The organism is Pseudomonas sp. LB3P58 (assembly GCF_054897895.1).
This window is the reverse complement of record NZ_JBUBVE010000001.1, coordinates 5,753,393-5,777,120: the sequence shown is the minus strand read 5'-3', so window position 1 is coordinate 5,777,120 and position 23,728 is coordinate 5,753,393. Positions and strand designations below refer to the sequence as shown.

At 60.5% G+C, this 23,728-nt stretch carries 22 protein-coding genes; 14 read left to right on the top strand and 8 right to left on the bottom strand.

The window, feature by feature from the left end; all coding sequences use genetic code 11:
• Positions 1-3: 3 nt before the first annotated feature.
• On the top strand, positions 4-1,077 hold the full coding sequence (locus tag ACYZTZ_RS26970) for an AlgP family protein (RefSeq protein ID WP_462000185.1): 1,074 nt from the start codon (positions 4-6) through the stop codon (positions 1,075-1,077).
• On the opposite strand, the gene ACYZTZ_RS26965 is transcribed toward ACYZTZ_RS26970, so the two are convergent.
• Entirely contained in the window at positions 1,074-1,538 is a 465-nt protein-coding gene (locus ACYZTZ_RS26965; protein ID WP_462000184.1) for a TIGR02444 family protein, read from the bottom strand. The two genes, ACYZTZ_RS26970 and ACYZTZ_RS26965, sit on opposite strands and share 4 nt — an antisense overlap.
• Before the next feature lie 50 nt (positions 1,539-1,588).
• On the opposite strand from ACYZTZ_RS26965, the gene ACYZTZ_RS26960 reads away from it, so the two are divergent.
• The 5 genes from ACYZTZ_RS26960 (at position 1,589) to ACYZTZ_RS26940 (ending at position 7,360) form a co-directional block, all read left to right on the top strand.
• A complete protein-coding gene (locus tag ACYZTZ_RS26960; RefSeq protein ID WP_462000183.1) occupies positions 1,589-3,499 on the top strand; it encodes an ATP-binding cassette domain-containing protein in 1,911 nt (636 codons plus the stop codon).
• A complete protein-coding gene (locus ACYZTZ_RS26955) occupies positions 3,499-4,080 on the top strand; it encodes a mechanosensitive ion channel family protein (protein ID WP_046045103.1) in 582 nt (193 codons plus the stop codon). Before ACYZTZ_RS26960 ends, ACYZTZ_RS26955 begins: the two co-directional genes overlap by 1 nt.
• A 115-nt stretch (positions 4,081-4,195) precedes the next feature.
• Positions 4,196-4,828, top strand: a complete 633-nt coding sequence (locus ACYZTZ_RS26950; protein WP_462000182.1) for a LysE family transporter — start codon at positions 4,196-4,198, stop codon at positions 4,826-4,828.
• A gap of 150 nt (positions 4,829-4,978) precedes the next feature.
• The gene (locus ACYZTZ_RS26945) at positions 4,979-6,877 is read left to right on the top strand and encodes an FTR1 family protein (RefSeq protein ID WP_462000181.1); all 1,899 of its coding nucleotides are present in this window, start codon (positions 4,979-4,981) and stop codon (positions 6,875-6,877) included.
• A 27-nt stretch (positions 6,878-6,904) separates the two neighbouring features.
• Entirely contained in the window at positions 6,905-7,360 is a 456-nt protein-coding gene (locus ACYZTZ_RS26940) for a YaiI/YqxD family protein (RefSeq protein WP_084320266.1), read from the top strand.
• A 117-nt stretch (positions 7,361-7,477) separates the two neighbouring features.
• On the opposite strand, the gene elbB is transcribed toward ACYZTZ_RS26940, so the two are convergent.
• On the bottom strand, positions 7,478-8,146 hold the full coding sequence (elbB, locus tag ACYZTZ_RS26935; RefSeq protein ID WP_033060653.1) for an isoprenoid biosynthesis glyoxalase ElbB: 669 nt from the start codon (positions 8,144-8,146) through the stop codon (positions 7,478-7,480).
• A 115-nt stretch (positions 8,147-8,261) separates the two neighbouring features.
• On the opposite strand from elbB, the gene ACYZTZ_RS26930 reads away from it, so the two are divergent.
• Positions 8,262-9,497 (top strand): sterol desaturase family protein, encoded by a 1,236-nt coding sequence (locus ACYZTZ_RS26930; RefSeq protein ID WP_462000180.1) that lies wholly within the window; start codon positions 8,262-8,264, stop codon positions 9,495-9,497.
• Here the strand turns inward: ACYZTZ_RS26930 and ACYZTZ_RS26925 are convergent.
• Positions 9,478-10,101 (bottom strand): DedA family protein, encoded by a 624-nt coding sequence (locus ACYZTZ_RS26925; RefSeq protein ID WP_056738769.1) that lies wholly within the window; start codon positions 10,099-10,101, stop codon positions 9,478-9,480. The genes ACYZTZ_RS26930 and ACYZTZ_RS26925 overlap by 20 nt on opposite strands.
• A gap of 208 nt (positions 10,102-10,309) precedes the next feature.
• Here ACYZTZ_RS26925 and hemB point away from each other — a divergent pair, with 208 nt between their 5' ends.
• Together hemB and ppk1 are read left to right on the top strand one after the other, a co-directional pair.
• On the top strand, positions 10,310-11,323 hold the full coding sequence (gene hemB / locus ACYZTZ_RS26920) for a porphobilinogen synthase (protein ID WP_008150323.1): 1,014 nt from the start codon (positions 10,310-10,312) through the stop codon (positions 11,321-11,323).
• Between the two features lie 18 nt (positions 11,324-11,341).
• Positions 11,342-13,564 (top strand): polyphosphate kinase 1, encoded by a 2,223-nt coding sequence (gene ppk1, locus ACYZTZ_RS26915; RefSeq protein WP_462000179.1) that lies wholly within the window; start codon positions 11,342-11,344, stop codon positions 13,562-13,564.
• An 80-nt stretch (positions 13,565-13,644) separates the two neighbouring features.
• On the opposite strand, the gene ppx is transcribed toward ppk1, so the two are convergent.
• From ppx to ACYZTZ_RS26890, 5 genes are all read right to left on the bottom strand, one after another.
• Positions 13,645-15,147 (bottom strand): exopolyphosphatase, encoded by a 1,503-nt coding sequence (gene ppx, locus ACYZTZ_RS26910; RefSeq protein WP_046045114.1) that lies wholly within the window; start codon positions 15,145-15,147, stop codon positions 13,645-13,647.
• Between the two features lie 233 nt (positions 15,148-15,380).
• Positions 15,381-16,118: an amino acid ABC transporter ATP-binding protein gene (locus ACYZTZ_RS26905; protein WP_046045115.1), complete on the bottom strand. Its 738-nt coding sequence runs from the start codon at positions 16,116-16,118 to the stop codon at positions 15,381-15,383.
• Positions 16,105-16,755, bottom strand: a complete 651-nt coding sequence (locus ACYZTZ_RS26900; RefSeq protein ID WP_033060645.1) for an amino acid ABC transporter permease — start codon at positions 16,753-16,755, stop codon at positions 16,105-16,107. Before ACYZTZ_RS26900 ends, ACYZTZ_RS26905 begins: the two co-directional genes overlap by 14 nt.
• Positions 16,752-17,420, bottom strand: a complete 669-nt coding sequence (locus tag ACYZTZ_RS26895) for an amino acid ABC transporter permease (RefSeq protein WP_046045116.1) — start codon at positions 17,418-17,420, stop codon at positions 16,752-16,754. The genes ACYZTZ_RS26900 and ACYZTZ_RS26895 overlap by 4 nt, the downstream gene beginning before the upstream one ends.
• 21 nt (positions 17,421-17,441) lie before the next feature.
• Entirely contained in the window at positions 17,442-18,227 is a 786-nt protein-coding gene (locus ACYZTZ_RS26890) for a transporter substrate-binding domain-containing protein (RefSeq protein WP_462000178.1), read from the bottom strand.
• Between the two features lie 256 nt (positions 18,228-18,483).
• Here ACYZTZ_RS26890 and ACYZTZ_RS26885 point away from each other — a divergent pair, with 256 nt between their 5' ends.
• The 5 genes from ACYZTZ_RS26885 to ACYZTZ_RS26865 all read left to right on the top strand — a co-directional run bounded on the left by ACYZTZ_RS26885 (position 18,484) and on the right by ACYZTZ_RS26865 (position 23,723).
• A complete protein-coding gene (locus ACYZTZ_RS26885; protein ID WP_462000177.1) occupies positions 18,484-19,191 on the top strand; it encodes a FadR/GntR family transcriptional regulator in 708 nt (235 codons plus the stop codon).
• Positions 19,192-19,311: 120 nt separating this feature from the next.
• Positions 19,312-19,641 (top strand): thioredoxin TrxA, encoded by a 330-nt coding sequence (gene trxA / locus ACYZTZ_RS26880; RefSeq protein WP_008150340.1) that lies wholly within the window; start codon positions 19,312-19,314, stop codon positions 19,639-19,641.
• 248 nt (positions 19,642-19,889) lie between these two features.
• The gene (gene rho, locus ACYZTZ_RS26875) at positions 19,890-21,149 is read left to right on the top strand and encodes a transcription termination factor Rho (RefSeq protein WP_007942421.1); all 1,260 of its coding nucleotides are present in this window, start codon (positions 19,890-19,892) and stop codon (positions 21,147-21,149) included.
• 139 nt (positions 21,150-21,288) lie between these two features.
• On the top strand, positions 21,289-22,755 hold the full coding sequence (gene ubiD / locus ACYZTZ_RS26870) for a 4-hydroxy-3-polyprenylbenzoate decarboxylase (RefSeq protein ID WP_056738783.1): 1,467 nt from the start codon (positions 21,289-21,291) through the stop codon (positions 22,753-22,755).
• A complete protein-coding gene (locus tag ACYZTZ_RS26865) occupies positions 22,755-23,723 on the top strand; it encodes a CDP-6-deoxy-delta-3,4-glucoseen reductase (protein WP_462000176.1) in 969 nt (322 codons plus the stop codon). The genes ubiD and ACYZTZ_RS26865 overlap by 1 nt, the downstream gene beginning before the upstream one ends.
• Positions 23,724-23,728 lie beyond the last annotated feature (5 nt).

Here is a 23,728-nt window from a genome sequence, read left to right as displayed (position 1 = left end):
ACCATGTCGGCCACCAAGAAGCCTGTAAATACTCCGTTGCACTTACTCCAACAACTCTCGGGCAGCTTGCTCGAGCATCTGGAAAACGCTTGTTCCCAAGCCTTGGCTGATGCTGAAAAACTGCTCGCCAAACTCGAAAAGCAACGCGGAAAAGCGCAAGAAAAACTGCACAACTCCCGTACCAAATTGCAGGACGCTGCGGCGGCCGGCAAGGCCAAGGCACAAGCCAAAGCCAAGGGCGCGGTGAAGGAGCTTGAGGACCTGCTCGATGCCCTCAAGGATCGTCAATCCGAAACTCGCAGCTACATTCTGCAACTCAAGCGCGATGCTCAAGAAAGCCTGAAACTGGCCCAGGGCGTCGGTCGTGTACAAGAGGCTGTCGGCAAGGCGTTGTCCCTGCGTTCGGCCAAGCCTGCTGCGGCTCCTGCCAAGAAAGCCGCTGCCAAACCGGCTGCTGCAAAAGCACCCGTCAAGCCTGCCACCAAACCGGCCGCCAAAGCACCGGTGAAAGCCGCAGCAAAACCTGCCGCTAAACCTGCGGCAAAAAAACCAGTCGCTGCTAGCGCTGCAAAACCGGCTGCAAAACCGGCTGCTAAAACAGCCGCAGCAAAACCTGCCGCCAAGCCAGCCGCTGCCAAAACAGCTGCCGCTAAACCGACTGCAAGAACCGCTGCTGCTAAACCGGCGGTGGCGAAAACTGCAGCGGCGAAAGCAGCTGCCAAACCGGCCGCAAAACCAGTGGCTAGAACTGCCGCTGCGAAACCTGCTGCCAAGCCTGCCGCGAAATCAGTCGCTACTAAAACTGCTGCAAAACCAGCTGTAAAAGCTGTAGCCAAACCGGCTGCCAAAACTGCTGCTGCAAAACCTGCCGCAGCGAAACCAGCAGCCAAGCCAGCTGCAAAACCAGCAGTGAAAAAACCGGTTGCCGCCAAGCCGGCCGCCGCGCCAGTTGCCAGGCCAGCCAACCCGGCTCCGGCAGCAACGTCTGCTTTAGCAGCAGCCACCTCGACAGCCACGCCAGCGCCAACGCCGGCCGCCGCATCGATCGCAGCAACCACCCCAACCAGCGCTTCTTAAGTGCTGCTTACCGCGACGCGCAGCTGATGCAGCGCGTCGCGGTCCAGGTGGGCGGCGCCTGCCGTTACACCTTCCAGCCAGGCCGATAGATCGGTCGCCTCACCCTGCGGCCAACTCAGTGCCGATCGTTCCAGTCGCACCAACAGATGTCGCTCGGCTTCCAGTTCGAGTGCCTTCACTTGCTCGCGCAAAGCATTCAGTTCGCTATCGTCGGCGGCGGCGACTTTCCAATTCACCCGCAAGGCTCGCAGCGGGCGCACCACGTCTGCGTCCCACGGCTCGGCCACGCTACGCAGTTGCTGCAATCGGTGTTCGTTACAGGCGACGCCACGTTCTCCCAGCCACAGCCCGCAGAGCAGCAAGCACACATTGATACCCGCCGACTGCAATTTCAGGCAGGCGGGTTCAACGCCGGGACGGGCGTAAGTACTAAGGGAAAAGCTCCACAGGTCAGAGGACATAGTGCTACTCGCGCCAGTTGCGAGCGAAGCTGGTAGACTCCGCCGCCATTATGATTCGACTTCAGAACCTGACTTTACAGCGTGGCCCTCAACGTCTGCTAGAAGACGCCGAGCTGACCCTGCACGCCGGCCACAAAGCCGGCCTCATCGGTGCCAACGGCGCCGGCAAATCGAGCCTGTTCGCCTTGCTTCTGGGTGACCTGCACCCGGACTCGGGTGATTGCTTCCTGCCGGCGGACTGGCGCATCGCCCACATGCGCCAGGAGATCGACACCCTCGATCGGGTGGCGGTCGACTATGTGCTCGATGGCGACCTGCGCCTGCGCGAGGTGCAACGCGACCTCGCCGCAGCCGAAGCGGCCCATGACGGTACCGCTCAGGCCCGCCTGCACTCGGAACTCGACAGCGCCGACGGTTACACCGCCGATGCCCGGGCCCGAAAGCTGCTGGCCGGCCTTGGGTTCACCAATGAACAGATGGATCGCCAGGTAGGAGATTTCTCTGGTGGTTGGCGGATGCGTCTGAACCTGGCGCAGGCTTTGATGTGCCCTTCGGACTTGTTGTTGCTCGACGAACCGACCAACCACTTGGACCTCGACGCCATCATCTGGCTCGAAGAATGGCTCAAAAGCTACCCTGGCACCTTGATGCTGATTTCCCACGACCGGGACTTCCTCGATGCCGTGGTCGATCACGTGGCCCACGTCGATCAGCGCAAGATCACCCTGTATCGCGGTGGTTACAGCGCCTTCGAACGCGCCCGTGCCGAACGTCTGGCCCAGCAACAGCAGGCTTACGAGAAGCAGCAGGCGCAACGTGCGCACATGGAAAGCTACATTGCCCGCTTCAAGGCCCAGGCCACCAAGGCCCGTCAGGCCCAGAGCCGGATCAAGGCGCTGGAGCGGATGGAAGAGCTGTCCGCCGCCCACGTCGATTCGCCATTCGATTTCGTTTTCCGCGAATCAGTGAAAATCTCCAGCCCGTTGATTGACCTCTCCGACGCCCGACTGGGTTACGGCGAGCGGGCCGTGCTGGAGAAGGTCAAGCTGCAACTGACCCCCGGTGCGCGGATCGGTTTGCTGGGCCCGAACGGTGCCGGTAAATCGACCCTGATCAAAAACCTTGCCGGTGAACTCGAGCCGTTGTCCGGCCGCCTGACCCGTGGCGAGAACACCGTCGTCGGCTACTTCGCCCAGCATCAACTGGACTCACTCGACTCCAAAGCCAGCCCGTTGCTGCACATGCAGCGCCTGGCGCCGACCGAGCGCGAGCAGACGCTGCGCGACTTCCTCGGTGGTTTCGACTTCCGCGGCGCGCGAATCGATGAGCCGGTGCTGAACTTCTCCGGTGGCGAAAAGGCTCGTCTGGCGCTGGCGTTGATCGCCTGGGGCCGGCCGAACCTGCTGCTGCTCGACGAACCGACCAACCACCTGGACCTGGAAATGCGCCTCGCGCTGACCATGGCCCTTCAGGAATTCAGCGGCGCGGTACTGGTGGTCTCCCACGATCGCCATTTGCTCAAAAGCACCACCGACAATTTTTATCTGGTGGCGGACGGCAAGGTCGAGGAATTCGACGGCGACCTGGAAGACTACACCCGTTGGCTGGTGGACTACCGCCAGCGCAACGCCCCGGTCAGCAATACGCCGGTCAATCCGGACAAGACCGACAAGAAAGCCCAGCGCCAGGCGGCGGCCGCGTTGCGTCAGCAACTGGCGCCGCACAAGCGTGAGGCTGACAAGCTCGAAGCCGAGCTGGGCAAGCTGCACGAGAAACTGGCGAGGATCGATACCAGCCTCGGCGACAGCGACATTTACGAGCCCGCGCGCAAGAACGACTTGCGTGATCTGCTGGCCGAACAGGCCAAGCTGAAGGTCCGTGAAGCCGAGCTGGAAGAAGCCTGGATGGAAGCGCTGGAATTGCTTGAAAGCATGCAGGCGGAGCTGGAGGCGCTGTCCTGATGGAAGCCTTCACGCTGCCGCTGCCGGCTGTGTGGGGCGAGCCAATCTGGTTCGTCGTGCAAATCCTGCTGATCCTGTTGGCGGGTTACTTCGCTCAACGCTTCGTCGCTAAGTGCCTGACTCGCCTGGGTGAGCGCTACCCGTTTCCACCACAGCTGCTGATGCCGCTGCGCGGTGGTCTGCGCTGGCTGATCATGGGCAGCGCGCTGATCTTCGTGCTGGAGCGCCTCGGGGTGTCGGCGACGGTGCTCTGGACCGCGTTGTCCGGGTTTGTCGCGGTAGCGGCAGTGGCGTTCTTCGCCATGTGGAGCGTGCTCTCGAATCTCTTGTGCGCAATCCTGATCTTCACCGTGGGCCCGTTCCGCCTCGGCGACGTGGTCGAATTGGTGGACACCACCGACAAGCCCGGCGTCAAAGGCCGGGTGGTGGCGATCAATCTGCTCTATACCACGCTGATCGAAGCTGAAGAACTCGGCACCGGCAGCGCCATGGTGCAAGTGCCCAACAGCCTGTTCTTCCAGCGCTCGGTTCGACGCTGGCGCGGCAGCGATGTATTCCCTTCCAGCGGTTTCGAAAAGTAGCCTGAATGCCGATCACGCTGGTCGGCAGCTGTTCTGTCCTGCAAAAAATCGGTAGTCATCGGCCCAAAGCCGCATTAGCTTAGACGTCTGTCACGAGTCTGAGTCGAGGTGTGCGATGGTGCTTCAAACATGGCTGGCGTTTTTTGCCGCCTGCTGGGTGATCAGTCTGTCTCCCGGTGCCGGCGCCATTGCGTCGATGTCCAGCGGTCTGCGATACGGTTTCTGGCGCGGTTATTGGAACGCCCTGGGCCTGCAACTGGGTCTGGCGTTACAGATTGCGATTGTCGCCGCCGGTGTTGGTGCAATCCTCGCGGCGTCGGCCTCCGCTTTCTACGCGATCAAATGGTTTGGCGTGGCCTATCTGGTTTACCTGGCGGTCAAGCAATGGCGCGCGCTGCCCCATGACATGAGCGACGACGCGGCCGTCCGGCAAATCGGCAAGCCGATGGCGCTGGTGTTCCGGGGTTTCCTGGTGAACGTCAGCAACCCCAAGGCGTTGGTGTTCATGCTCGCGGTGCTGCCGCAATTCATTGATCCGCATGCACCGCTGGTGGCGCAGTACCTGATCCTCGGTGTGACCATGATCTGCGTCGACCTGATCGTCATGGCCGGTTACACCGGGCTTGCATCGAAGGTGTTGCGGATGTTGCGCACGCCCAAGCAGCAGAGACGCATGAACCGCACCTTTGCCGGGCTGTTCATCGGTGCGGCGGCGTTCATGGCGACATTGCGTAAAGCCGTGGTTTAAACACACTCAGGTGCAAAAAAGGCGACCCTCGAGGTCGCCTTTTTCATGTCCGGAACCGCACAGAACCAGCAGCGCATGCGAACAAAGCTTGAGTGAAAGTCATTGGAAGTGAACAATGTGTTACTTCGTATTACCAATTGAGATTCATTCATGACTGCCCCGTCCCGTTTCCTGGCCTGGCTGATGTTGCCGTTGTTTGCCCTGTGCAGTTTCAACCTGCTGGCCGACACCGTGGAAGGCGCGCCGCAAGCGCTGCATTTGCTCGATTACATCGGTGCGGATTACCCGGAAACGGTGCAAGCGGGTAAGGTCATTAATGAGTCCGAATACCAACAGCAGCTGGACTCCATCAAGGCGCTGCAAGGCTTGATCGCCGCGATGCCGGCCAAATCGGAAAAAGCCGGGCTGGAGCAGGGCGTCAGCACGCTGCGCAACGCGATCACTGCGCGTCAGGACGGCGCGGACGTCGGCCGTCAGGCACGGCAACTCGGCGCCAAGCTGGCGGTGACCTATGAAGTCAGCCAGGCGCCGATCATTACGCCGGATCCGACCCGTGGTGCGCCGTTGTACGCTCAGCATTGTTCGGTGTGCCACGGCGACGCGGGTGCCGGGGATGGCCCGGCGGGTGTTGGTCTGACACCGCCACCGTCCAATCTGCGTGATGCGGCGCGGCTGGATCACCTGAGCCTCTACGCGATCTACAGCACCCTGGGCCTCGGTGTCGAAGGCACCGACATGCCGGCTTTCGCCGATCAGCTGGATGATCGTCAGCGGTGGGACCTGGCGACCTACATCGCCAGCTTCAGCGCCGATCCGGCGGCTGCAAAATCCGAAAAGACCTACAACATCGCCGACCTGGCCCGTCAGACTCCCGCAGAAGTGCAGGTTGCCGAGGGGTCGCAAGCGACGGCGACCTTCCGTGCGCAGCGAGCGCAACCGCTGCAGGTCAAGCGTGGTCCGGCACAGTTGCTCGACTACACTGCCGCAACGCTGGACAAGAGCATCGCCGCTTACCGTGCCGGTGATCACGATCAGGCTTATGACCTGTCGGTGGCGGCTTATCTGGAGGGTTTCGAACTGGTCGAAAGTTCTCTGGATAACGTCGATGCCAACGTGCGTAAAGACACTGAAAAATCGCTGATGGCTTACCGTCAGTCGTTGCAGGACGGTTTGCCGGTGGCCCAGGTTCAGGAACGACTGGATGCGGCCAAGACCAAGTTGAAGACGTCTGCCGGTCTGCTGGGCAGCGATGGCTTGAGTTGGTCCCTGAGCTACATCTCCGGTTTGTTGATTCTGTTGCGCGAAGGTCTGGAAGCGATTCTGGTGCTCGCGGCGATTCTCGCGTTCCTGCGCAATACCGGCCAGCAATCGGCGGTGCGCAGTGTCAACGTCGGCTGGGGTCTGGCGTTGCTGGCCGGTCTCGGGACTTGGGCGCTGGCGGCGTACGTGATCGATGTCAGCGGTTCGCAGCGCGAATTGCTGGAAGGTGCGACGGCGTTGTTTGCCGCCGTCATGGTGCTTTGGCTCGGCGTGTGGATGCACGATCGTCGTCACGCGGCGGCCTGGCAGGATTACATCAAGAGCAACCTGGTGGGCGGCGGCGGGCGTTTCGGGTTTGCGACGTTGGCGTTCTTCTCGGTGTATCGCGAGCTGTTTGAAGTGATTCTGTTCTACGAGACCTTGTGGCTGCAGGCAGGTCCGGCGGGCCATAACGCGGTGCTCGCTGGCGGTGCGACGGCGTTGGTGGTGTTGGTCGGTCTGGCTTGGGTGATTCTGCGTGGCTCGGCGAAGCTGCCGCTGTCGTTGTTTTTCAGTATCAACGCCGGTCTGTTGTGCGCGTTGTCGGTGGTGTTTGCCGGGCACGGCGTGAAGGCGTTGCAGGAAGCCGGGATTTTCGGCACCCGGCCGGTGCCGTTCTTTGACTTCGACTGGCTGGGGATCCACGCTGATGCGTATTCGCTGAGTGCGCAGGCGGTGGCGATTATCGCGATCATCGTGCTGTATAGCCGTAGTCGGCTGGCTGAGAAGCGGCGGGTGCCGGTTTCCTGAATCGAGTGATCCTCAAGAGGTAAAAACATGCGTGTGTGGATCGATGCCGACGCCTGCCCTCGGGCGGCCAAGGATCTGGTGGTGAAGTTCGCCCTCAAGCGCCAGTTCGAAGTGGTGCTGGTGGCCGGTCAGCCGCAGATCAAACCGGGTTTGGCCCTGGTGAAGTTGATCGTGGTGCCAAGCGGTCCGGATGCCGCCGACGACTACCTGGTGGAATACGCGGTCCCCGGCGAATTGGTGATCTGCAGCGATGTGCCGCTGGCCGACCGTCTGGTGAAAAAGGGCGTTGCGGCGCTGGATCCACGGGGCAAAGAGTTCGATGCGCAGAACATGGGCGATCGGTTGGCGGTGCGTAACCTGTTTACCGACTTGCGTGAACAGGGGCAGATGAGCGGTGGCCCAGCGCCGTTTGGCGAGCGTGAGAAGCAGGCGTTTGCCAATGCGCTGGACCGGATCCTCACGCGGCTTTCCCGCAAGTCTTAAGCATGACGGTGATCCCTGTGGGAGCGAGCCTGCTCGCGATGGGGTCGGCACATTCAACATTGATGTCGACGGTCAGACCGCTATCGCGAGCAAGCTCGCTCCCACATTTGAACAGTGTCAGGCGTCGTTTTCGTGGGTGAGTTCGAGGACGCGGTCGACCAGTTTGTTGATACCTGACGCCGCTTCGCTGATCGATTGCGCCAGCATGTACGCCGGGGTGCTGACCAGTTTGCGTGCTTTGTCTTCAACGATGTCAGTTACCGCGCAGTCTGCGTGGGTAGCGCCCATCTTGTTCATGGCGGCGGCAGTATCGGCGTCGTTGCCGATGGTGCAGGTCACGCCCGGTCCATAGATCTTCGCCGCGAGCGCCGGCGAGATGCAGATCAGCCCGACTGGTTTGCCGGCCTCGGCAAAGGCTTCAGCCAGCGCCAGGACTTCCGGTTGTACGGTGCAGCCGGCGCCTTCGACGGCGAAGTTCGACAGGTTCTTGGCCGCCCCGAAACCGCCTGGAACGATCAGCGCATCGAAGTCTTCCACGTCCGCTTCGCGGATATCCTTGATGTTGCCTCGGGCGATCCGCGCCGACTCCACCAGTACGTTGCGCGACTCGGGCATTTCTTCGCCGGTCAGGTGATTGATCACGTGCAGCTGCGCGATGTTCGGTGCGAAACACTGCACCTGAGCACCCCGCTGGTCCAGACGCAGCAGGGTGATCACGCTTTCGTGGATCTCGGCGCCGTCGTACACGCCACAGCCGGATAGGATCACTGCAATTTTTTTGCTCATGGGCTTTTCTCCAGATTCATGGCGTTAAATGTCCACTAATTTGTCACTCGTTGCCATAGGGTTAATTCGCGGCTACACCTAGGATCTGTCCTCAAGATTCCGATCAGGGCGCGTCATGGACTTCATTCTGTATGCGGTGCCGTTTTTCTTTGTGTTGATTGCCGTCGAACTGCTGGCTGACCGTTGGCGCGGAGTGAGCAATTATCGCGTGGCTGACGTGATCAACAGCATGAGCACCGGCGTGCTGTCGACCACCACCGGCCTGTTGACCAAAGGCGTCGGCCTGGTGACGTATGCGTTTGCCCTCAAGCACCTGGCGCTGTTCGAACTCTCGGCTGACAGCGTTTGGGTCTGGGTTTTCGCCTTTGTGCTCTACGACTTCTGCTACTACTGGCTGCATCGCATGGGCCACGAACGCAACATCCTCTGGGCGGCGCATTCGGTGCATCACCAGAGCGAGGATTACAACCTGTCCACGGCGCTACGCCAGACCAGTACCGGCTTCCTGTTGAGCTGGATCTTCTACCTGCCGATGGCCGTGCTCGGCGTGCCGCTGCTGGTGTTCATCAGCGTCGCCTCGCTGAACTTGCTGTACCAATTCTGGGTGCATACCAAACACATTCCCAAGCTCGGCTGGTTCGAGTGGTTCTTCGTCACGCCGTCCAATCATCGGGCTCACCATGCACAGAACGCTCTCTACATGGATCGCAACTACGGCGGGGTGTTCATTATTTGGGACCGTCTATTCGGCTCGTTCCAGGAAGAAGACGACAACGAACCGGTGATTTTCGGCGTGACCACGCCGCTGGCGAGCTGGAATCCGTTGTGGGCGAACGTGCAGTTCTACGCGCAGCTGTGGGATGACGCGCGGCGTGCACAAAGCAAATGGGACAAGCTGCGCATCTGGTTCATGCGCACCGGCTGGCGGCCGGCGGACGTGGCGGCCAAGTACCCGATGAACAAGCCAGACCTGAGTCAGTTCCGTAAATTCGAGGTAGCGCTGGACGGGCGTCAGCAGCTTTACGTCGTGTTGCAGTTCTGCGTCTACATCGCGCTGGGCAGCTACTTGATGAACCTGGAGCAGAGTTTGCCAACCGCCGCGCTGGTACTCGGCTGGAGTGCCGTGGCACTGGGTTTGTTTACGTTGGGCGTGGCCCTGGAGAATCGCCCGTGGGCGCTGAAGCTGGAACTGCTGCGCCTGGCGTCGAACGTGCCGCTGGTGTGGCTGGCACCGGTCGTTGGGCTGTGGCCGGCCAGCGCGGCAGGCTGGGTCGGCCTGCTGAGTTACAGCCTGCTCAGTGGTATCGGTCTCTACTGTTGCAGAAACCGTTTCACTCGACTGGCGTCTTAGTCTCGACAGATTTGGCCCGTTCAGCCTGCTCGTCGGCGTAGATCTTCTTCGCCAGACGGGCGTTCTTGAGGCGACGGCGCAACCATAGGCAAAAGCCCAGTATCAGCAGGGCGCCGAGCACCCACAGCTCGTACTTCTTGACGCTGCCGAGCAGGCCTTCGAGCACCGCGCCGAAGTGATAGGCAGCGGCAGCCAGCGCAGCGGCCCAGATCGCGGCACCAATCCCGTTGAGCAGCAGATAACGTCCCGGCGGATAGCCCGACAAGCCGATCGCCACCGGCATCACCGTGCGCAGGCCATAGACAAACCGGAAGCTCAACACCCAGATGTCCGGGTGCTTGCGGATATGTTCCAGCGCCCGATCGCCCATCATCTGCCAGCGCGGTTTGCGCGCCAGCAACTTGCGGCCGTGCTTGCGCCCCAGGAAATACCACAGCTGATCGCCGGCATAACTGCCGAGGAACGCCACGATCATGACCACTTTGAGGTCCATGTATCCGCGGAACGCGAGGAAGCCTGCGAGCACCAGAATGGTTTCGCCTTCGAAAAACGTGCCGAGAAAGAGGGCGAAGTAGCCGAATTCCTGAAGAAATTGTTGGAGCATTGTCTGGATGCTGGCGAAATGAACGCGCAGCCTAACCCTTCGGGAACATTCATGAAAGTGTCCAAATGTGTCTCGACGTGAACATTTCCTACAAGGACAATGGAATGCGACTACCTGTCACAGGGGTGCACACAACTGTAATACCTTCGTCATAATGGCCGCTTATAACTGTCACGCTCGCCCGCCAGCGCGGGCTCAGGAGTCTGCCGTGAGCTTTACCCCCGCCAACCGTCTGTTTCCAGCAACCCGCCTGCGTCGCAATCGCCGTGATGATTTTTCGCGTCGACTGGTCCGTGAAAACGTTCTGACCGTCGACGATCTGATCCTGCCGGTGTTCGTGCTGGACGGTGAAAACCGTCGCGAAGCGGTGGCGTCGATGCCAGGCGTCGAGCGCCTGACCATCGATCTGTTGCTTGAAGAAGCGGCCAAGTGGGTCGAGCTGGGGATTCCGGCGCTGGCGCTGTTCCCGGTGACGCCGCCGGAGCTCAAGTCTCTGGACGCCGCCGAAGCCTGGAACCCGAACGGGATTGCCCAGCGCGCCACTCGCGCATTGCGGGCGCAATTCCCTGAGCTGGGTGTGATCACCGACGTTGCCCTGGACCCGTTCACCACCCATGGTCAGGACGGTATCCTCGACGAAGAAGGCTACGTGCAGAACGACATCACCGTCGACGCACTGGTCAAGCAGGCGCTGTCCCACGCCGAAGCCGGCGCTCAGGTGGTGGCCCCGTCGGACATGATGGACGGTCGCATCCAGGCGATCCGCGAAGCGCTGGAACTGGCCGATCACGTCAACGTGCGGATCATGGCCTACTCGGCGAAGTACGCCAGCGCCTATTACGGCCCGTTCCGCGATGCGGTCGGTTCGGCGCTGAACCTGGGCAAGGCCAACAAGGCCTCCTATCAGATGGACCCGGCCAACAGCAACGAAGCCCTGCACGAAGTGGCGGCGGACTTGTCAGAAGGCGCGGACATGGTCATGGTCAAGCCAGGCATGCCGTATCTGGACATCCTCTACCGGGTCAAAGAAGAATTTAAAGTGCCGACCTTTGTTTATCAGGTCAGCGGTGAATATGCCATGCACATGGCGGCGATCCAGAATGGCTGGTTGAGCGAAGGGGTTATCCTCGAATCCCTGACCGCTTTTAAACGTGCAGGCGCTGATGGCATCCTGACTTACTTTGCCGTCCGCGCTGCTCAATTGTTACGAGAGCAAAAATAGCCCTCCCAGGAACATTCGATGAATACCGAAGTACTCACTGAAGTTGCCGTAAAAGACGCTCAACCTGTGGTGGAGCAAATCGCCGAAACCCCGCCGGAACTGGAGCCTGCTCCTCCCGCGGCGGTGGCCGAGCCCGCAATAGCGGCGCCAGCGATTGCCATTCCCGGCCTGGATGACAGCAGCCTGTACATCCATCGCGAGCTCTCGCAACTGCAGTTCAACATCCGCGTGCTGGAGCAGGCGCTGGATGAGTCCTACCCGTTGCTGGAGCGGCTGAAGTTTCTGCTGATCTTCTCCAGCAACCTGGACGAGTTCTTCGAGATTCGCGTGGCCGGCCTGAAGAAGCAGATCACCTTCGCCCGTGAACAGGCCGGCGCCGATGGCCTGCAACCGCACCAGGCCCTGGCCCGCATCAGCGAACTGGTACACGGTCACGTCGACCGTCAGTACGCGATCCTCAACGACATCCTGTTGCCGGAACTGGAAAAGCATCAGGTCCGCTTCATCCGCCGGCGTCACTGGACCACCAAGATCAAAACCTGGGTGCGTCGCTATTTCCGCGACGAGATCGCGCCGATCATTACCCCGATCGGCCTCGATCCGACGCACCCGTTCCCGTTGCTGGTGAACAAGAGCCTGAACTTCATCGTCGAGCTCGAAGGTATCGATGCCTTCGGCCGCGATTCCGGTCTGGCGATCATCCCGGCGCCACGTCTGCTGCCGCGGGTCATCAAGTTGCCGGAAGAAGTGGGCGGCTCGGGCGACAACTACGTGTTCCTGTCGTCGATGATCCACGCGCACGCCGATGACCTGTTCCAGGGCATGAAGGTCAAGGGCTGCTACCAGTTCCGTCTGACCCGAAACGCCGACCTCGCCGTCGACACCGAAGATGTAGAAGACCTGGCCCGCGCCCTGCGCGGCGAGTTGTTCTCCCGTCGCTACGGTGACGCGGTGCGCCTGGAAGTCGCCGACACGTGCCCGAAACACCTGTCCGACTACTTGCTCAAGCAGTTCAACCTGCACGAGACCGAGCTGTATCAGGTCAACGGTCCGGTCAACCTGACTCGCCTGTTCAGCATCACCGGTCTGGACAGCCAGCGAGCGCTGCAATACACGCCGTTCACCCCGCAGATCCCGAAACTGCTGCAGAACAGCGAGAACATTTTCAGCGTGATCAGCAAGCAGGACATCCTGTTGCTGCACCCGTTCGAGTCATTCACCCCGGTGGTAGACCTGCTGCGCCAGGCTGCCAAGGACCCGCATGTATTGGCGGTCCGTCAGACCCTGTACCGCTCCGGCGCCAACTCGGAAATCGTCGATGCGCTGGTCGATGCGGCGCGTAACGGCAAGGAAGTCACTGCGGTGATCGAGTTGCGTGCGCGGTTCGACGAAGAGTCCAACCTGCAACTGGCCAGCCGTCTGCAAGCGGCCGGTGCGGTGGTGATTTACGGCGTGGTCGGCTTCAAGACCCACGCCAAGATGATGCTGATCTTGCGTCGCGAGGCCGGCGAGATTGTCCGTTACGCCCACTTGGGGACCGGCAACTACCACGCGGCCAACGCCCGTCTGTACACCGACTACAGCTTGCTGACCTCGGATGACGCCTTGTGCGAAGACGTCGGCAAACTGTTCAGCCAGCTGATCGGCATGGGTAAGACCCTGCGCATGAAGAAGCTGCTGCACGCGCCGTTCACGCTGAAGAAGGGCATGCTCGACATGATTGCCCGCGAAACCCAGTTCGCCCTCGACGGCAAACCGGCGCACATCATCGCCAAGTTCAACTCGCTGACCGATCCGAAGATCATCCGCGCGCTGTACAAGGCCAGTCAGTCCGGGGTGCGTATCGATCTGGTGGTGCGCGGCATGTGCTGCCTGCGTCCGGGCATTGCCGGGGTTTCGCACAACATCCACGTACGCTCGATCATCGGGCGCTTCCTGGAGCACACCCGGGTCTTCTACTTCCTCAATGGCGGCGAAGAGCAGATGTTCCTGTCCAGCGCCGACTGGATGGAGCGCAACCTCGACAAACGCGTCGAGACTTGCTTCCCGGTCGAGGGCAAGAAGCTGATCTTGCGGGTCAAGAAAGAGCTGGAGCTTTATCTCACCGATAACACCCACAGCTGGAGCTTGCAGGCGGACGGTCGTTACATCCGCAACACGCCGACCGGCAACCAGAACCCGCGTAGCGCGCAGGCAACACTGCTGGAACGTTTGGGCAGCCCGATTCTGGCCGTTCGTTAACGCGCAAAACCTGTGGGAGCTGCGTCGTCTGCTGAATCGCGGACATAAAAAAGGCCTTCCGAAGAAGGCCTTTTTCAATTTCAGCGAACGTTAAGCACGAAGCCGACGCGGGTCAGCCATTCCGCCTCCAGGCCGAAGTCGGCCTGGGTCAGCTGGTTTTCGTCCAGCCAGTTTTCCGGGAACAACACATCCAGGCTGTCGCCATTGGCCTGTAGCACGACCTGAGGCATTTCCTGGGTGCCGCGGATGTGATGAAACAGAATCGCAAAGCGCAGCAGCACGCACAGGCGAATCAGCTTGATGCCTTCGTCGCCAAAATCGGCAAACCTGTCCCGGGGAATATTACGGCGGTGCCCACGTACCAGCAGCGCGAGCATCAGCTGGTCTTCGCGGGAGAACCCGGCCAGGTCCGAGTGCTCGATCAGGTAGGAACCGTGCTTGTGGTACTGATAGTGCGCGATGTCCAGGCCCACTTCATGGACCTTGGCCGCCCAGCCCAGCAGTTCGCGCCAGACGCCGTCATCCAGATCCCAATCTTCGGCGACTTGATCGAAGGCATGCAACGCCTTGCGCTCTACCCGCGCCGCTTGTTCCAGATCGACGTGATAACGCTCCATCAACGAGCTGAGGGTGCGCTCACGGACGTCTTCGTGATGATGACGGCCCAACAGATCATAGAGCACGCCTTCACGCAGGGCGCCTTCACAGTGGTCCATGCGTTGCAGCTCGAGGGAGTCGAAGATCGCTTCGAGGATCGCCAGACCCGCCGGGAAAATCGCCCGGCGGTCAGGCTTGATGCCTTCGAAGTCAATCTTCTCGACGTCGCCAAGTTTGATCAGCTTGCGCTTGAGCCAGGCCAGGCCTTGGGCGTTGACTTCGCCCGTGCCATGACCACCGGCTTTCAGCGCCAGGCCGATGGCGCGAATGGTGCCCGAGGAGCCGATGGCTTCATCCCAGGTCAGGCGGTGCAGGGCGTGTTCGATGCTCATGATCTCCAGCCGCGCCGCCGTGTACGCCTGGGCGTAGCGGGCCGGGGTGATCTTGCCGTCCTTGAAATAGCGCTGGGTGTAGCTGACGCAGCCCATTTGCAGGCTTTCGCGCAGCAGCGGTTCGAAGCGCTGGCCAATGATGAATTCGGTACTGCCGCCGCCGATGTCGGCCACCAGGCGTTTGCCCGGGGTGTCGGCGAGGGTGTGGGAAACGCCGAGGTAGATCAGGCGCGCTTCTTCACGGCCGGAGATGACTTCCACCGGGTGGCCGAGAATTTCTTCAGCGCGGCGGATAAATTCGCCACGGTTACGGGCTTCACGCAAGGCGTTGGTGCCGACGATCCGCACGGCGCCGGTTGGCATACCGCTGATCAGTTGGGCGAAACGCTTCAGGCAATCGAGCCCGCGTTGCATGGATTCTTCACTGAGCTGACGCTCATCGTCGATGCCGGCCGCCAGCTGAACCTTCTCCCCGAGTCGTTCGAGAATACGGATTTCGCCGTTCTGGGCCTTGGCCACGACCATGTGAAAGCTGTTGGAGCCCAGATCGATTGCGGCGATCAGGGACAGATTCTTGGCTTGGGATTGCGGCATGGTCAGGGGGTCTCGGTCGATAACCTCGACATCGTGCCACGATCAAACGCTGCCGCCAACGCGTAGAAGCTGCCGAAGGCTGCGATCTTTAACTGCGGGGCACCTGCGCCGCGGCTGATGGCCTCTTCGCGAGCAAGCCCGCTCCCACATTTAACCGAGTCCCTCAGCAGAACGCGGTCAACTGTGGGAGCGGGCTTGCTCGCGAAGGCGGTCTCTACGGCGCTGAAGAGCTTTCAGCCCGCCGCTTCCACTGTCCCGATAAAATTCGCCAGCTCCGCCGTTTGCGGATTCACGAACAACACCTTCGGATCCCCTACCTCATGCACCTTGCCCTGATGCATAAACACCAACTTATCCCCAACCTCCCGGGCAAAGCGCATCTCATGGGTGACCATAATCAACGTCATCCCTTCCTTGGCCAGTTGCCGGACCACGCTCAGCACTTCATTGACCAATTCCGGGTCCAGCGCCGAGGTAATCTCATCGCACAGCAAGACCTTCGGCGACATCGCCAGCGCCCGGGCAATCGCCACCCGCTGTTGCTGCCCGCCAGACAATCGATCCGGAAAGGCATCGAACTTTTCCCCTAGCCCGACCCGTTCCAACATCTCCCGCGCCAGTTCGGCCGCTTTGGCTTTCGGCACTTTCTGTACCACTTGCGGCGCGAGCATCACGTTCTCGCCGACCGTCAGGTGCGGGAACAGGTTGAACTGCTGAAACACCATCCCGACTTTCTGTCGCAAGCTGCGCAGATCGGCACGGGCGGCATCGAGGTATTCGCCGTCGACTTCGATCACGCCGTCGTTGATCGATTCCAGACCATTGAGGGTGCGCAGCAACGTGGATTTGCCCGAGCCGCTGCGACCGATGATCGCCACGACCTGGCCTTCCTCGACACTCAGGTCGATGCCTTTGAGTACATGGTGGTCGCCGTAATATTTATGCAGGGCCGAGATTCTAAGCAGAGGCATGCAGTCTCCTTTCCAGGTAGCGGGCACTGAGGGACAAGGGGTAGCAGAGCAGGAAGTAACCGAGGGCCACGAGGCCGTAGACCATGAACGGTTCGAAGGTTGCGTTGGCGAGCATGCCGCCGGTCTTGGTCAGTTCGGTGAAGCCGATGATCGAGGTGACGGCGGTGCCTTTGACCACTTGCACCGAGAAACCCACGGTCGGTGCCACGGCGATCCGCAGGGCTTGCGGCAGGATCACGTAACGCAGTTGCTCCAGAGGATTGAGCGCCAGGCTCGACGAGGCTTCCCACTGGCCGTTGGGAATCGATTCGACGCAACCACGCCAGATCTCCGCCAGGTAGGCGCTGGTGAACAGCGTCAGGGCAATCGCGGCGGCCATCCACGGCGAAATCTCAACCCCCGCCAACGCCACACCGAAGAACACCAGAAACAGCTGCATCAACAGCGGCGTGCCCTGGAACAGTTCGATATAGGTGCGGGCGAAGCTGCGCGGCAGGGATTTTTTCGAGATCCGCATGACCATGATCAGCAAGCCGATCAGTCCGCCACCGATAAACGCCACCAGCGACAGCGCCAGGGTCCATTGCAGGCCGGTGAGCAGGTTGCGTACGACGTCCCAGAAGGTGAAATCGCTCATTGGCTGCTCCGGGCTATGTAGCGGCGACCAATCCAGTTCAGCAATTGGCGGATCATTAGCGCCATGCACAGGTAGACCAGCGTGGTCAGGGCGTAGGTTTCAAAGGCGCGGAAGTTGCGCGACTGAATGAAATTGGCGGCGAAGCTCAGCTCTTCGGTGGCGATCTGCGAGCAGACTGCCGAACCCAGCATCACGATGATGATCTGGCTGCTCAATGCCGGCCAAACCTTGCCCAGCGCCGGCAGCAGCACCACGTGGCGAAAGGCTTCGAAACGGGTCATCGCCAACGCGGCGGCGGCTTCCAGCTGTCCTCGAGGGATTGCTTGAATGCCGGCGCGGATGATCTCGGTGGAATAGGCGCCGAGGTTGATCACCATCGCCAGCACCGCGGCCTGCCATTCCGAAATCTGCACACCCAGTGACGGCAGGCCGAAGAAGATGAAAAACAACTGCACCAGAAACGGCGTGTTGCGGATCAACTCGACGTAGACCCCAAAAATGCCGGCGAACGGACGGATGTTCCACGCTCGCACCAGCGCCCCGACGATGCCCAGACCTACCCCGAGCACTGCGCCGATGGCCGTCAGTTCAAGGGTGAACAGCGCACCGCGCAGCAGCAGGTCGGTGTTTTGCACCACCGGTATGAAATCGAACTGATAAGCCATGTTCAGTCTCCGCAACGACGATCAGAGATCGGCTGGCAGCGGCTCTTTGAGCCAGGTCTGGGAGTTCTTCTCCAGCGCGCCGTCGGTCTTGGCGGTGGCGAGGATCTGATTGACCTTGTCCAGCAGCGCCGGCTCGTTTTTGTTCACGCCGACGTAGACCGGCGAATCCTTGAGCTTCACTTTCAGCGCCGGAATGCGTTTCGGGTTGCGCTCGCTGATGGTCACCATCACCACGTTGCCGCTGGCGATCAGATCGACTTGCCCGGCGAGGTAAGCGGCGATGGTCGAGTTGTTGTCTTCGAAGCGCTTGATGGTCACGCCTTCGGGCGCGACTTTGGTCAGCTCGATGTCTTCGATGGCACCACGGGTGACGCTGATGGTTTTGCCCTTGAGGTCGTCCAGGCCTTTGATACTGGCGTCTGGCGGACCGAACACGGCAAGGTAGAACGGTGCGTAGGCACGGGAGAAGTCGATGACCTTCTCGCGCTCGGGGTTCTTGCCGAGGCTGGAGATCACCAGATCGACCTTGCCGGTGGTCAGGAACGGAATGCGGTTGGTGCTGTTGACCGGCGTCAGTTCGAGTTTGACCTTGAGTTGGTCGGCCAGCAGCTTGGCGGTGTCGATATCGAGACCGCGCGGTTTCATGTCCGGGCCGACCGAGCCGAACGGCGGGAAGTCCTGAGGCACGGCAACCTTGAGGACGCCGCGCTTGACCACATCCTCCAGACCGTCGGCGTGGGCGGGCGCCTGGCTCAGCATCAGGCTGGCAAACAGGGCGGCGAGGAGGGCGCTGTAACGCTGGGTCATGGCAAATCTCCGAATCGGCGAGAAGTGAATTCTGCGGATCGACAGAGCACGGGCCGTGCCAATATCGGGTTTTGGGGGCGCAAGGCCACGGTTTTGCTGGTGTCGCTCGGTCTTACTGGTCTGAACAGTTGGGCAGCGTTTCGCACCCCGATAGCGCATCCATGAAAGTCTCCGAACCCCCATGGGGCACGACTTGCCGGGCGTCGCGAATAGCTTTACAACTAACCGCTCATTGGCCTGGTTCGTCTGAAAAACCATGAACTCGATCTCTCGCGCCGTACCTGAAGTGGCGCTGCAAGCCATCCGTAAACTGATCACCGAACAGGGCTTCGGGCCTGGGGATGCCTTGCCCTCGCAACGGGATTTGGCGGTGCAATTGGGGGTCAGTCGGGCGTCGCTGCGCGAAGCGTTGTCGTCATTGAGTGCGTTGGGGGTGATCAGCATCCAGCCGGGCAAAGGCGTGTTCGTGCAGTCGCCGGTTGATTTGCCGCGAGGTGATGCGGGGCTGAGTTGGCCGTTCGCAGCCCAGGCCTCGCCGCTGGACATCTTTCAGTTGCGCTATGCCCTGGAAGGCTTTGCAGCCGGTTTGGCGGCGGTGACCCTGAGTACTCACGAGCTCGATACACTGGAAGATAACGTCGCCGCCATGCGCATCGAATTGAAGGCCGGCGACTTCGAGGCCGCGGCGAGACTGGATTTCGAGTTTCATCGACGCATCCTGCTGGCGAGCGGCAATCAGGCGATGCTGAGCATCCTGACGGCCAGCGCCGACATTTTTCTAGAGAGCCAGAAACTACCGTTCATCCGGGCGGAGCGGGCCATGGAAACCTGGCAGGAACACCGCAAAATCCTCCGCGCACTGGCCCGGCGGGCGTCCGGCGCGGCACAGAAAGCCATGCAGGAGCATGTGCGCAATGCAGCACTGCGCACAGGAATTGCCTTCGTCGCTCCCGCCACCTCGTGACTTGGGCTATACCCAAACTCATGCGGCACCATAGCGAGACTCAATCATCTGCACCTTCCTGAACGAAGGAAGGGCAGCTATGATGGGCCACGTTTTTTTGCTTACAACCTGGAGACTTCCATGAGCAGCGATCTTATTAAACACGTCACCGACGCTAGCTTCGACGTCGACGTCCTCAAGGCCGAAGGCGCTGTACTGGTCGACTACTGGGCTGAATGGTGCGGCCCTTGCAAAATGATCGCTCCTGTTCTGGACGAAATTGCTGAAACCTACAAAGGCAAGCTGACCGTTGCCAAACTGAACATCGACGAAAACCAGGAAACCCCGGCCAAGCACGGCGTGCGTGGTATCCCGACTCTGATGCTGTTCAAGAACGGCAACGTTGAAGCGACCAAGGTCGGCGCACTGTCGAAGTCGCAACTGGCTGCTTTCCTTGACGCCAACATCTAAGCGTCGTTTAAAGTGTCATCAAAAAGGCCCCGCACATTGCGGGGCCTTTTCGTTATTGAGGGCTAGACGCTCCGAAACTCAGGTGGTACATTCGGCCCCGCACTGGTTTCTCCACTGCCCCCTGCTAGCCGTCGCCGACGCACTCCTTTTCGAATAAGTACGCGATCCTGTCGCCTTCTCTGCGGCGCGGCCTCATTAAGCCAAAAGCTTAATTTCCCCCCCTCCATAAATGATTACGTCATTCCTATATGAATCTGACTGAACTCAAGCAAAAGCCGATTACCGAACTGCTCGAATTGGCCGAACAGATGGGCATAGAAAATATGGCCCGTTCGCGCAAGCAGGACGTGATTTTCTCCCTGCTCAAAAAGCACGCTAAAAGCGGCGAGGAAATCTCCGGTGATGGCGTGCTGGAGATTCTCCAGGACGGCTTCGGCTTCCTTCGCTCCGCTGACGCTTCCTATCTCGCCGGCCCAGACGATATCTACGTCTCGCCGAGTCAGATCCGTCGCTTCAACTTGCGCACCGGTGACACCATCGTTGGCAAGATCCGTCCTCCAAAGGAAGGCGAGCGTTATTTCGCGCTGCTCAAGGTCGACACGATCAACTACGATCGTCCCGAGAACGCGAAAAACAAGATTCTCTTCGAGAACCTGACCCCGCTGTTCCCGACCGTGCGCATGAAGATGGAAGCCGGCAACGGTTCCACCGAAGACTTGACCGGTCGTGTCATCGACCTGTGCGCCCCGATCGGCAAAGGCCAGCGCGGTCTGATCGTTGCACCGCCGAAAGCCGGTAAAACCATCATGCTGCAGAACATCGCAGCCAACATCGCACGTAACAATCCTGAAGTTCATCTGATCGTATTGCTGATCGACGAACGTCCGGAAGAAGTGACCGAAATGCAGCGCACCGTGCGCGGCGAAGTGGTTGCCTCGACGTTCGATGAGCCGCCAACCCGCCACGTGCAGGTTGCCGAAATGGTGATCGAGAAGGCCAAGCGCCTGGTCGAACACAAGAAGGACGTGGTGATCCTGCTCGACTCCATCACCCGTCTGGCTCGCGCCTACAACACCGTGATCCCGAGCTCCGGCAAAGTGCTCACCGGTGGTGTCGATGCCCACGCCCTGGAGAAACCGAAACGTTTCTTCGGCGCCGCGCGGAACATCGAAGAAGGCGGTTCGCTGACCATCATCGCCACCGCGCTGGTTGAAACCGGCTCGAAGATGGACGAAGTGATCTACGAGGAATTCAAAGGCACGGGCAACATGGAACTGCCGCTGGATCGTCGTATCGCTGAAAAGCGCGTCTTCCCGGCCATCAACATCAACCGTTCCGGTACCCGCCGCGAAGAGTTGCTGACAGCCGACGACGAGTTGCAACGCATGTGGATCCTTCGCAAGCTGCTGCACCCGATGGACGAAATCGCTGCCATCGAGTTCCTGGTCGACAAGTTGAAAACGACCAAGACCAACGATGAGTTCTTCCTGTCGATGAAACGCAAGTAAGTCGAACGGGCCAAAAAGCCGGGGAAACCCGGCTTTTTGCTATCTGATTTTTGATCAACCGGCAGTTCGTGGTTCTGAATAGAGGGGTTCGGCGCTAAACTGCCACCCCCGAACGGCACGGCCAACACGAGGCTCACGCATGCAGTATCGCGACTTGCGCGACTTTATCAGCGGTCTGGAAAAGCGCGGCGAACTCAAGCGCATCCAGGTTCCGGTGTCCCCAGTGCTCGAAATGACCGAGGTCTGCGACCGCACCCTGCGTGCCAAAGGTCCGGCCCTGCTTTTCGAAAAGCCCACGGGTTATGACATCCCGGTGCTCGGCAACCTGTTCGGCACCCCTGAGCGCGTGGCGCTGGGCATGGGCGCAGAAGCGGTCAGCGAATTGCGCGAGATCGGCAAGTTGCTGGCGTTCCTCAAGGAACCCGAGCCGCCGAAAGGCCTGAAGGATGCCTGGTCCAAGCTGCCGATCTTCCGCAAGATCATCGCCATGGCTCCGAAAGTCGTCAAAGACGCGGTGTGCCAGGAAGTGGTCATCGAAGGCGACGACGTCGACCTCGCGATGCTGCCGGTGCAGACCTGCTGGCCGGGCGACGTCGGCCCGCTGATCACCTGGGGCCTGACCGTCACCAAAGGGCCGAACAAGGATCGCCAGAACCTCGGCATCTACCGTCAACAAGTGATCGGCCGCAACAAGGTCATCATGCGCTGGCTGAGCCATCGTGGCGGCGCGCTGGATTACCGCGAGTGGTGCGAGAAGCATCCTGGCCAGCCGTTCCCGGTGTCCGTGGCGCTGGGTGCTGACCCGGCGACCATTCTTGGCGCTGTAACGCCTGTGCCGGACAGTCTTTCCGAATATGCTTTCGCCGGCCTGTTGCGCGGCAACCGCACCGAGCTGGTGAAGTGCCGTGGCAACGACTTGCAGGTCCCGGCGACCGCCGAGATCATCCTTGAAGGCGTGATCCATCCGGGCGAAATGGCCGACGAAGGCCCGTACGGCGACCACACCGGTTACTACAACGAAGTCGACAGCTTCCCGGTGTTCACCGTCGAGCGCATCACCCACCGGATCAAACCGATTTATCACAGCACCTACACCGGCCGTCCACCGGATGAGCCGGCGATTCTTGGTGTGGCGCTGAACGAAGTGTTCGTGCCGATCCTGCAGAAGCAGTTCCCGGAGATCACCGACTTCTACCTGCCGCCTGAAGGCTGCTCGTACCGCATGGCCATCGTGACCATGAAGAAGTCGTATCCCGGCCATGCCAAGCGGGTAATGCTCGGTGTCTGGTCGTTTTTGCGACAGTTCATGTACACCAAGTTCGTTATCGTCACTGACGACGACATCAACGCACGCGACTGGAACGACGTGATCTGGGCCATCACCACGCGCATGGACCCCAAGCGCGACACGGTGATGATCGACAACACGCCGATCGACTACCTGGACTTCGCCTCGCCGGTTTCCGGCCTGGGTTCGAAGATGGGGCTCGATGCCACGCATAAATGGCCAGGCGAAACCACTCGCGAGTGGGGCCGGGTGATCGTCAAGGACGAAGCCGTTACCCAGCGGATCGATGCCATCTGGAATCAGTTAGGAATAGATTGATGCGTGTAACCTTGCAGCCCTCCGGAGCAGTGCTACAGATTCTGCCCGGCGAGCGGATTCTCGATGGCGCGCGGCGTCTGGGCTATGAATGCCCGCAAAGCTGTCGAAACGGCAATTGCCACGTGTGCGCGGCATTGCTGGTGGAAGGGCGGGTCGAACAGGAAGGCGGTGTGCGCGACCATGGCGAGTTCTACACTTGCATTGCAGAGCCGCTGGAAGACTGCATCGTGCTGTGGGATGGCGTGCTCGCGCTGGGAGAATTGCCGGTGCGCAGCTTGTCGTGTCAGGTCATTGAATGCAGGGACGTCGGCGGCGATACCTGGCGTGTGCGTCTGCGAGCGCCGGCCGGTAAGCCGCCGCGTTATCACGCCGGTCAGTACTTGATGATCGAGCGCGAGAATGGTGAGAAATCCGCGTTCTCCCTGGCCTCGGCACCGCATGGCGGGCGTGATCTGGAAATCCATGTGCTGGCGCGCGAAAGCAGTGCGCTGAGCCTGATCGACCAGTTGCAACGCAACCCGATGGTGCGGATCGAAATGCCATTCGGCGACACCCATCTGGCGGAACTGCCGGACGGTCCTCTGGTGCTGATTGCCGCAGGCACCGGCATGGGCCAGATCCATAGCCTGATCGAACATTGCCGCGCCAAGGGCTTCAAACATCCGGTGCATCTGTATTGGGGTGTGCGTCGTCCTGAAGATTTTTATGCCATCGAACATTGGGATGAATGGCTGAAACTGCCCAATCTATTCCTGCATAAAGTCGTCAGCGATCAATGCGGCTGGCAGGGGCGCTGCGGGATGCTGCATGAGGCGGTGTGTGAGGACTTCCCGGATCTGAAACCCTTGCATGTCTACGCCAGCGGCTCTCCGGCCATGGTCTACGGCACGCTGGATGCTTTGGTCGAAGCGGGGATGGACGCTCATCAAATGCGCGCAGATGTGTTTGCGTACGCGCCGCGATCGTAGGTGGG

Coding starts and splice junctions, on each gene's coding strand:
- ACYZTZ_RS26955 (WP_046045103.1), top strand. CDS start 3,499: ATGGAAGCCTTCACGCTGCCGCTGCCGGCTGTGTGGGGCGAGCCAATC.
- trxA (WP_008150340.1), top strand. CDS start 19,312: ATGAGCAGCGATCTTATTAAACACGTCACCGACGCTAGCTTCGACGTC.
- ACYZTZ_RS26895 (WP_046045116.1), bottom strand. CDS start 17,420: ATGGCTTATCAGTTCGATTTCATACCGGTGGTGCAAAACACCGACCTG.
- ppx (WP_046045114.1), bottom strand. CDS start 15,147: ATGCCGCAATCCCAAGCCAAGAATCTGTCCCTGATCGCCGCAATCGAT.
- ACYZTZ_RS26950 (WP_462000182.1), top strand. CDS start 4,196: ATGGTGCTTCAAACATGGCTGGCGTTTTTTGCCGCCTGCTGGGTGATC.
- ACYZTZ_RS26930 (WP_462000180.1), top strand. CDS start 8,262: ATGGACTTCATTCTGTATGCGGTGCCGTTTTTCTTTGTGTTGATTGCC.
- ACYZTZ_RS26960 (WP_462000183.1), top strand. CDS start 1,589: ATGATTCGACTTCAGAACCTGACTTTACAGCGTGGCCCTCAACGTCTG.
- ACYZTZ_RS26965 (WP_462000184.1), bottom strand. CDS start 1,538: ATGTCCTCTGACCTGTGGAGCTTTTCCCTTAGTACTTACGCCCGTCCC.
- ACYZTZ_RS26925 (WP_056738769.1), bottom strand. CDS start 10,101: ATGCTCCAACAATTTCTTCAGGAATTCGGCTACTTCGCCCTCTTTCTC.
- rho (WP_007942421.1), top strand. CDS start 19,890: ATGAATCTGACTGAACTCAAGCAAAAGCCGATTACCGAACTGCTCGAA.
- ACYZTZ_RS26890 (WP_462000178.1), bottom strand. CDS start 18,227: ATGACCCAGCGTTACAGCGCCCTCCTCGCCGCCCTGTTTGCCAGCCTG.
- ubiD (WP_056738783.1), top strand. CDS start 21,289: ATGCAGTATCGCGACTTGCGCGACTTTATCAGCGGTCTGGAAAAGCGC.
- ACYZTZ_RS26885 (WP_462000177.1), top strand. CDS start 18,484: ATGAACTCGATCTCTCGCGCCGTACCTGAAGTGGCGCTGCAAGCCATC.
- ppk1 (WP_462000179.1), top strand. CDS start 11,342: ATGAATACCGAAGTACTCACTGAAGTTGCCGTAAAAGACGCTCAACCT.
- elbB (WP_033060653.1), bottom strand. CDS start 8,146: ATGAGCAAAAAAATTGCAGTGATCCTATCCGGCTGTGGCGTGTACGAC.
- ACYZTZ_RS26865 (WP_462000176.1), top strand. CDS start 22,755: ATGCGTGTAACCTTGCAGCCCTCCGGAGCAGTGCTACAGATTCTGCCC.
- ACYZTZ_RS26905 (WP_046045115.1), bottom strand. CDS start 16,118: ATGCCTCTGCTTAGAATCTCGGCCCTGCATAAATATTACGGCGACCAC.
- ACYZTZ_RS26970 (WP_462000185.1), top strand. CDS start 4: ATGTCGGCCACCAAGAAGCCTGTAAATACTCCGTTGCACTTACTCCAA.
- ACYZTZ_RS26900 (WP_033060645.1), bottom strand. CDS start 16,755: ATGAGCGATTTCACCTTCTGGGACGTCGTACGCAACCTGCTCACCGGC.
- ACYZTZ_RS26945 (WP_462000181.1), top strand. CDS start 4,979: ATGACTGCCCCGTCCCGTTTCCTGGCCTGGCTGATGTTGCCGTTGTTT.
- ACYZTZ_RS26940 (WP_084320266.1), top strand. CDS start 6,905: ATGCGTGTGTGGATCGATGCCGACGCCTGCCCTCGGGCGGCCAAGGAT.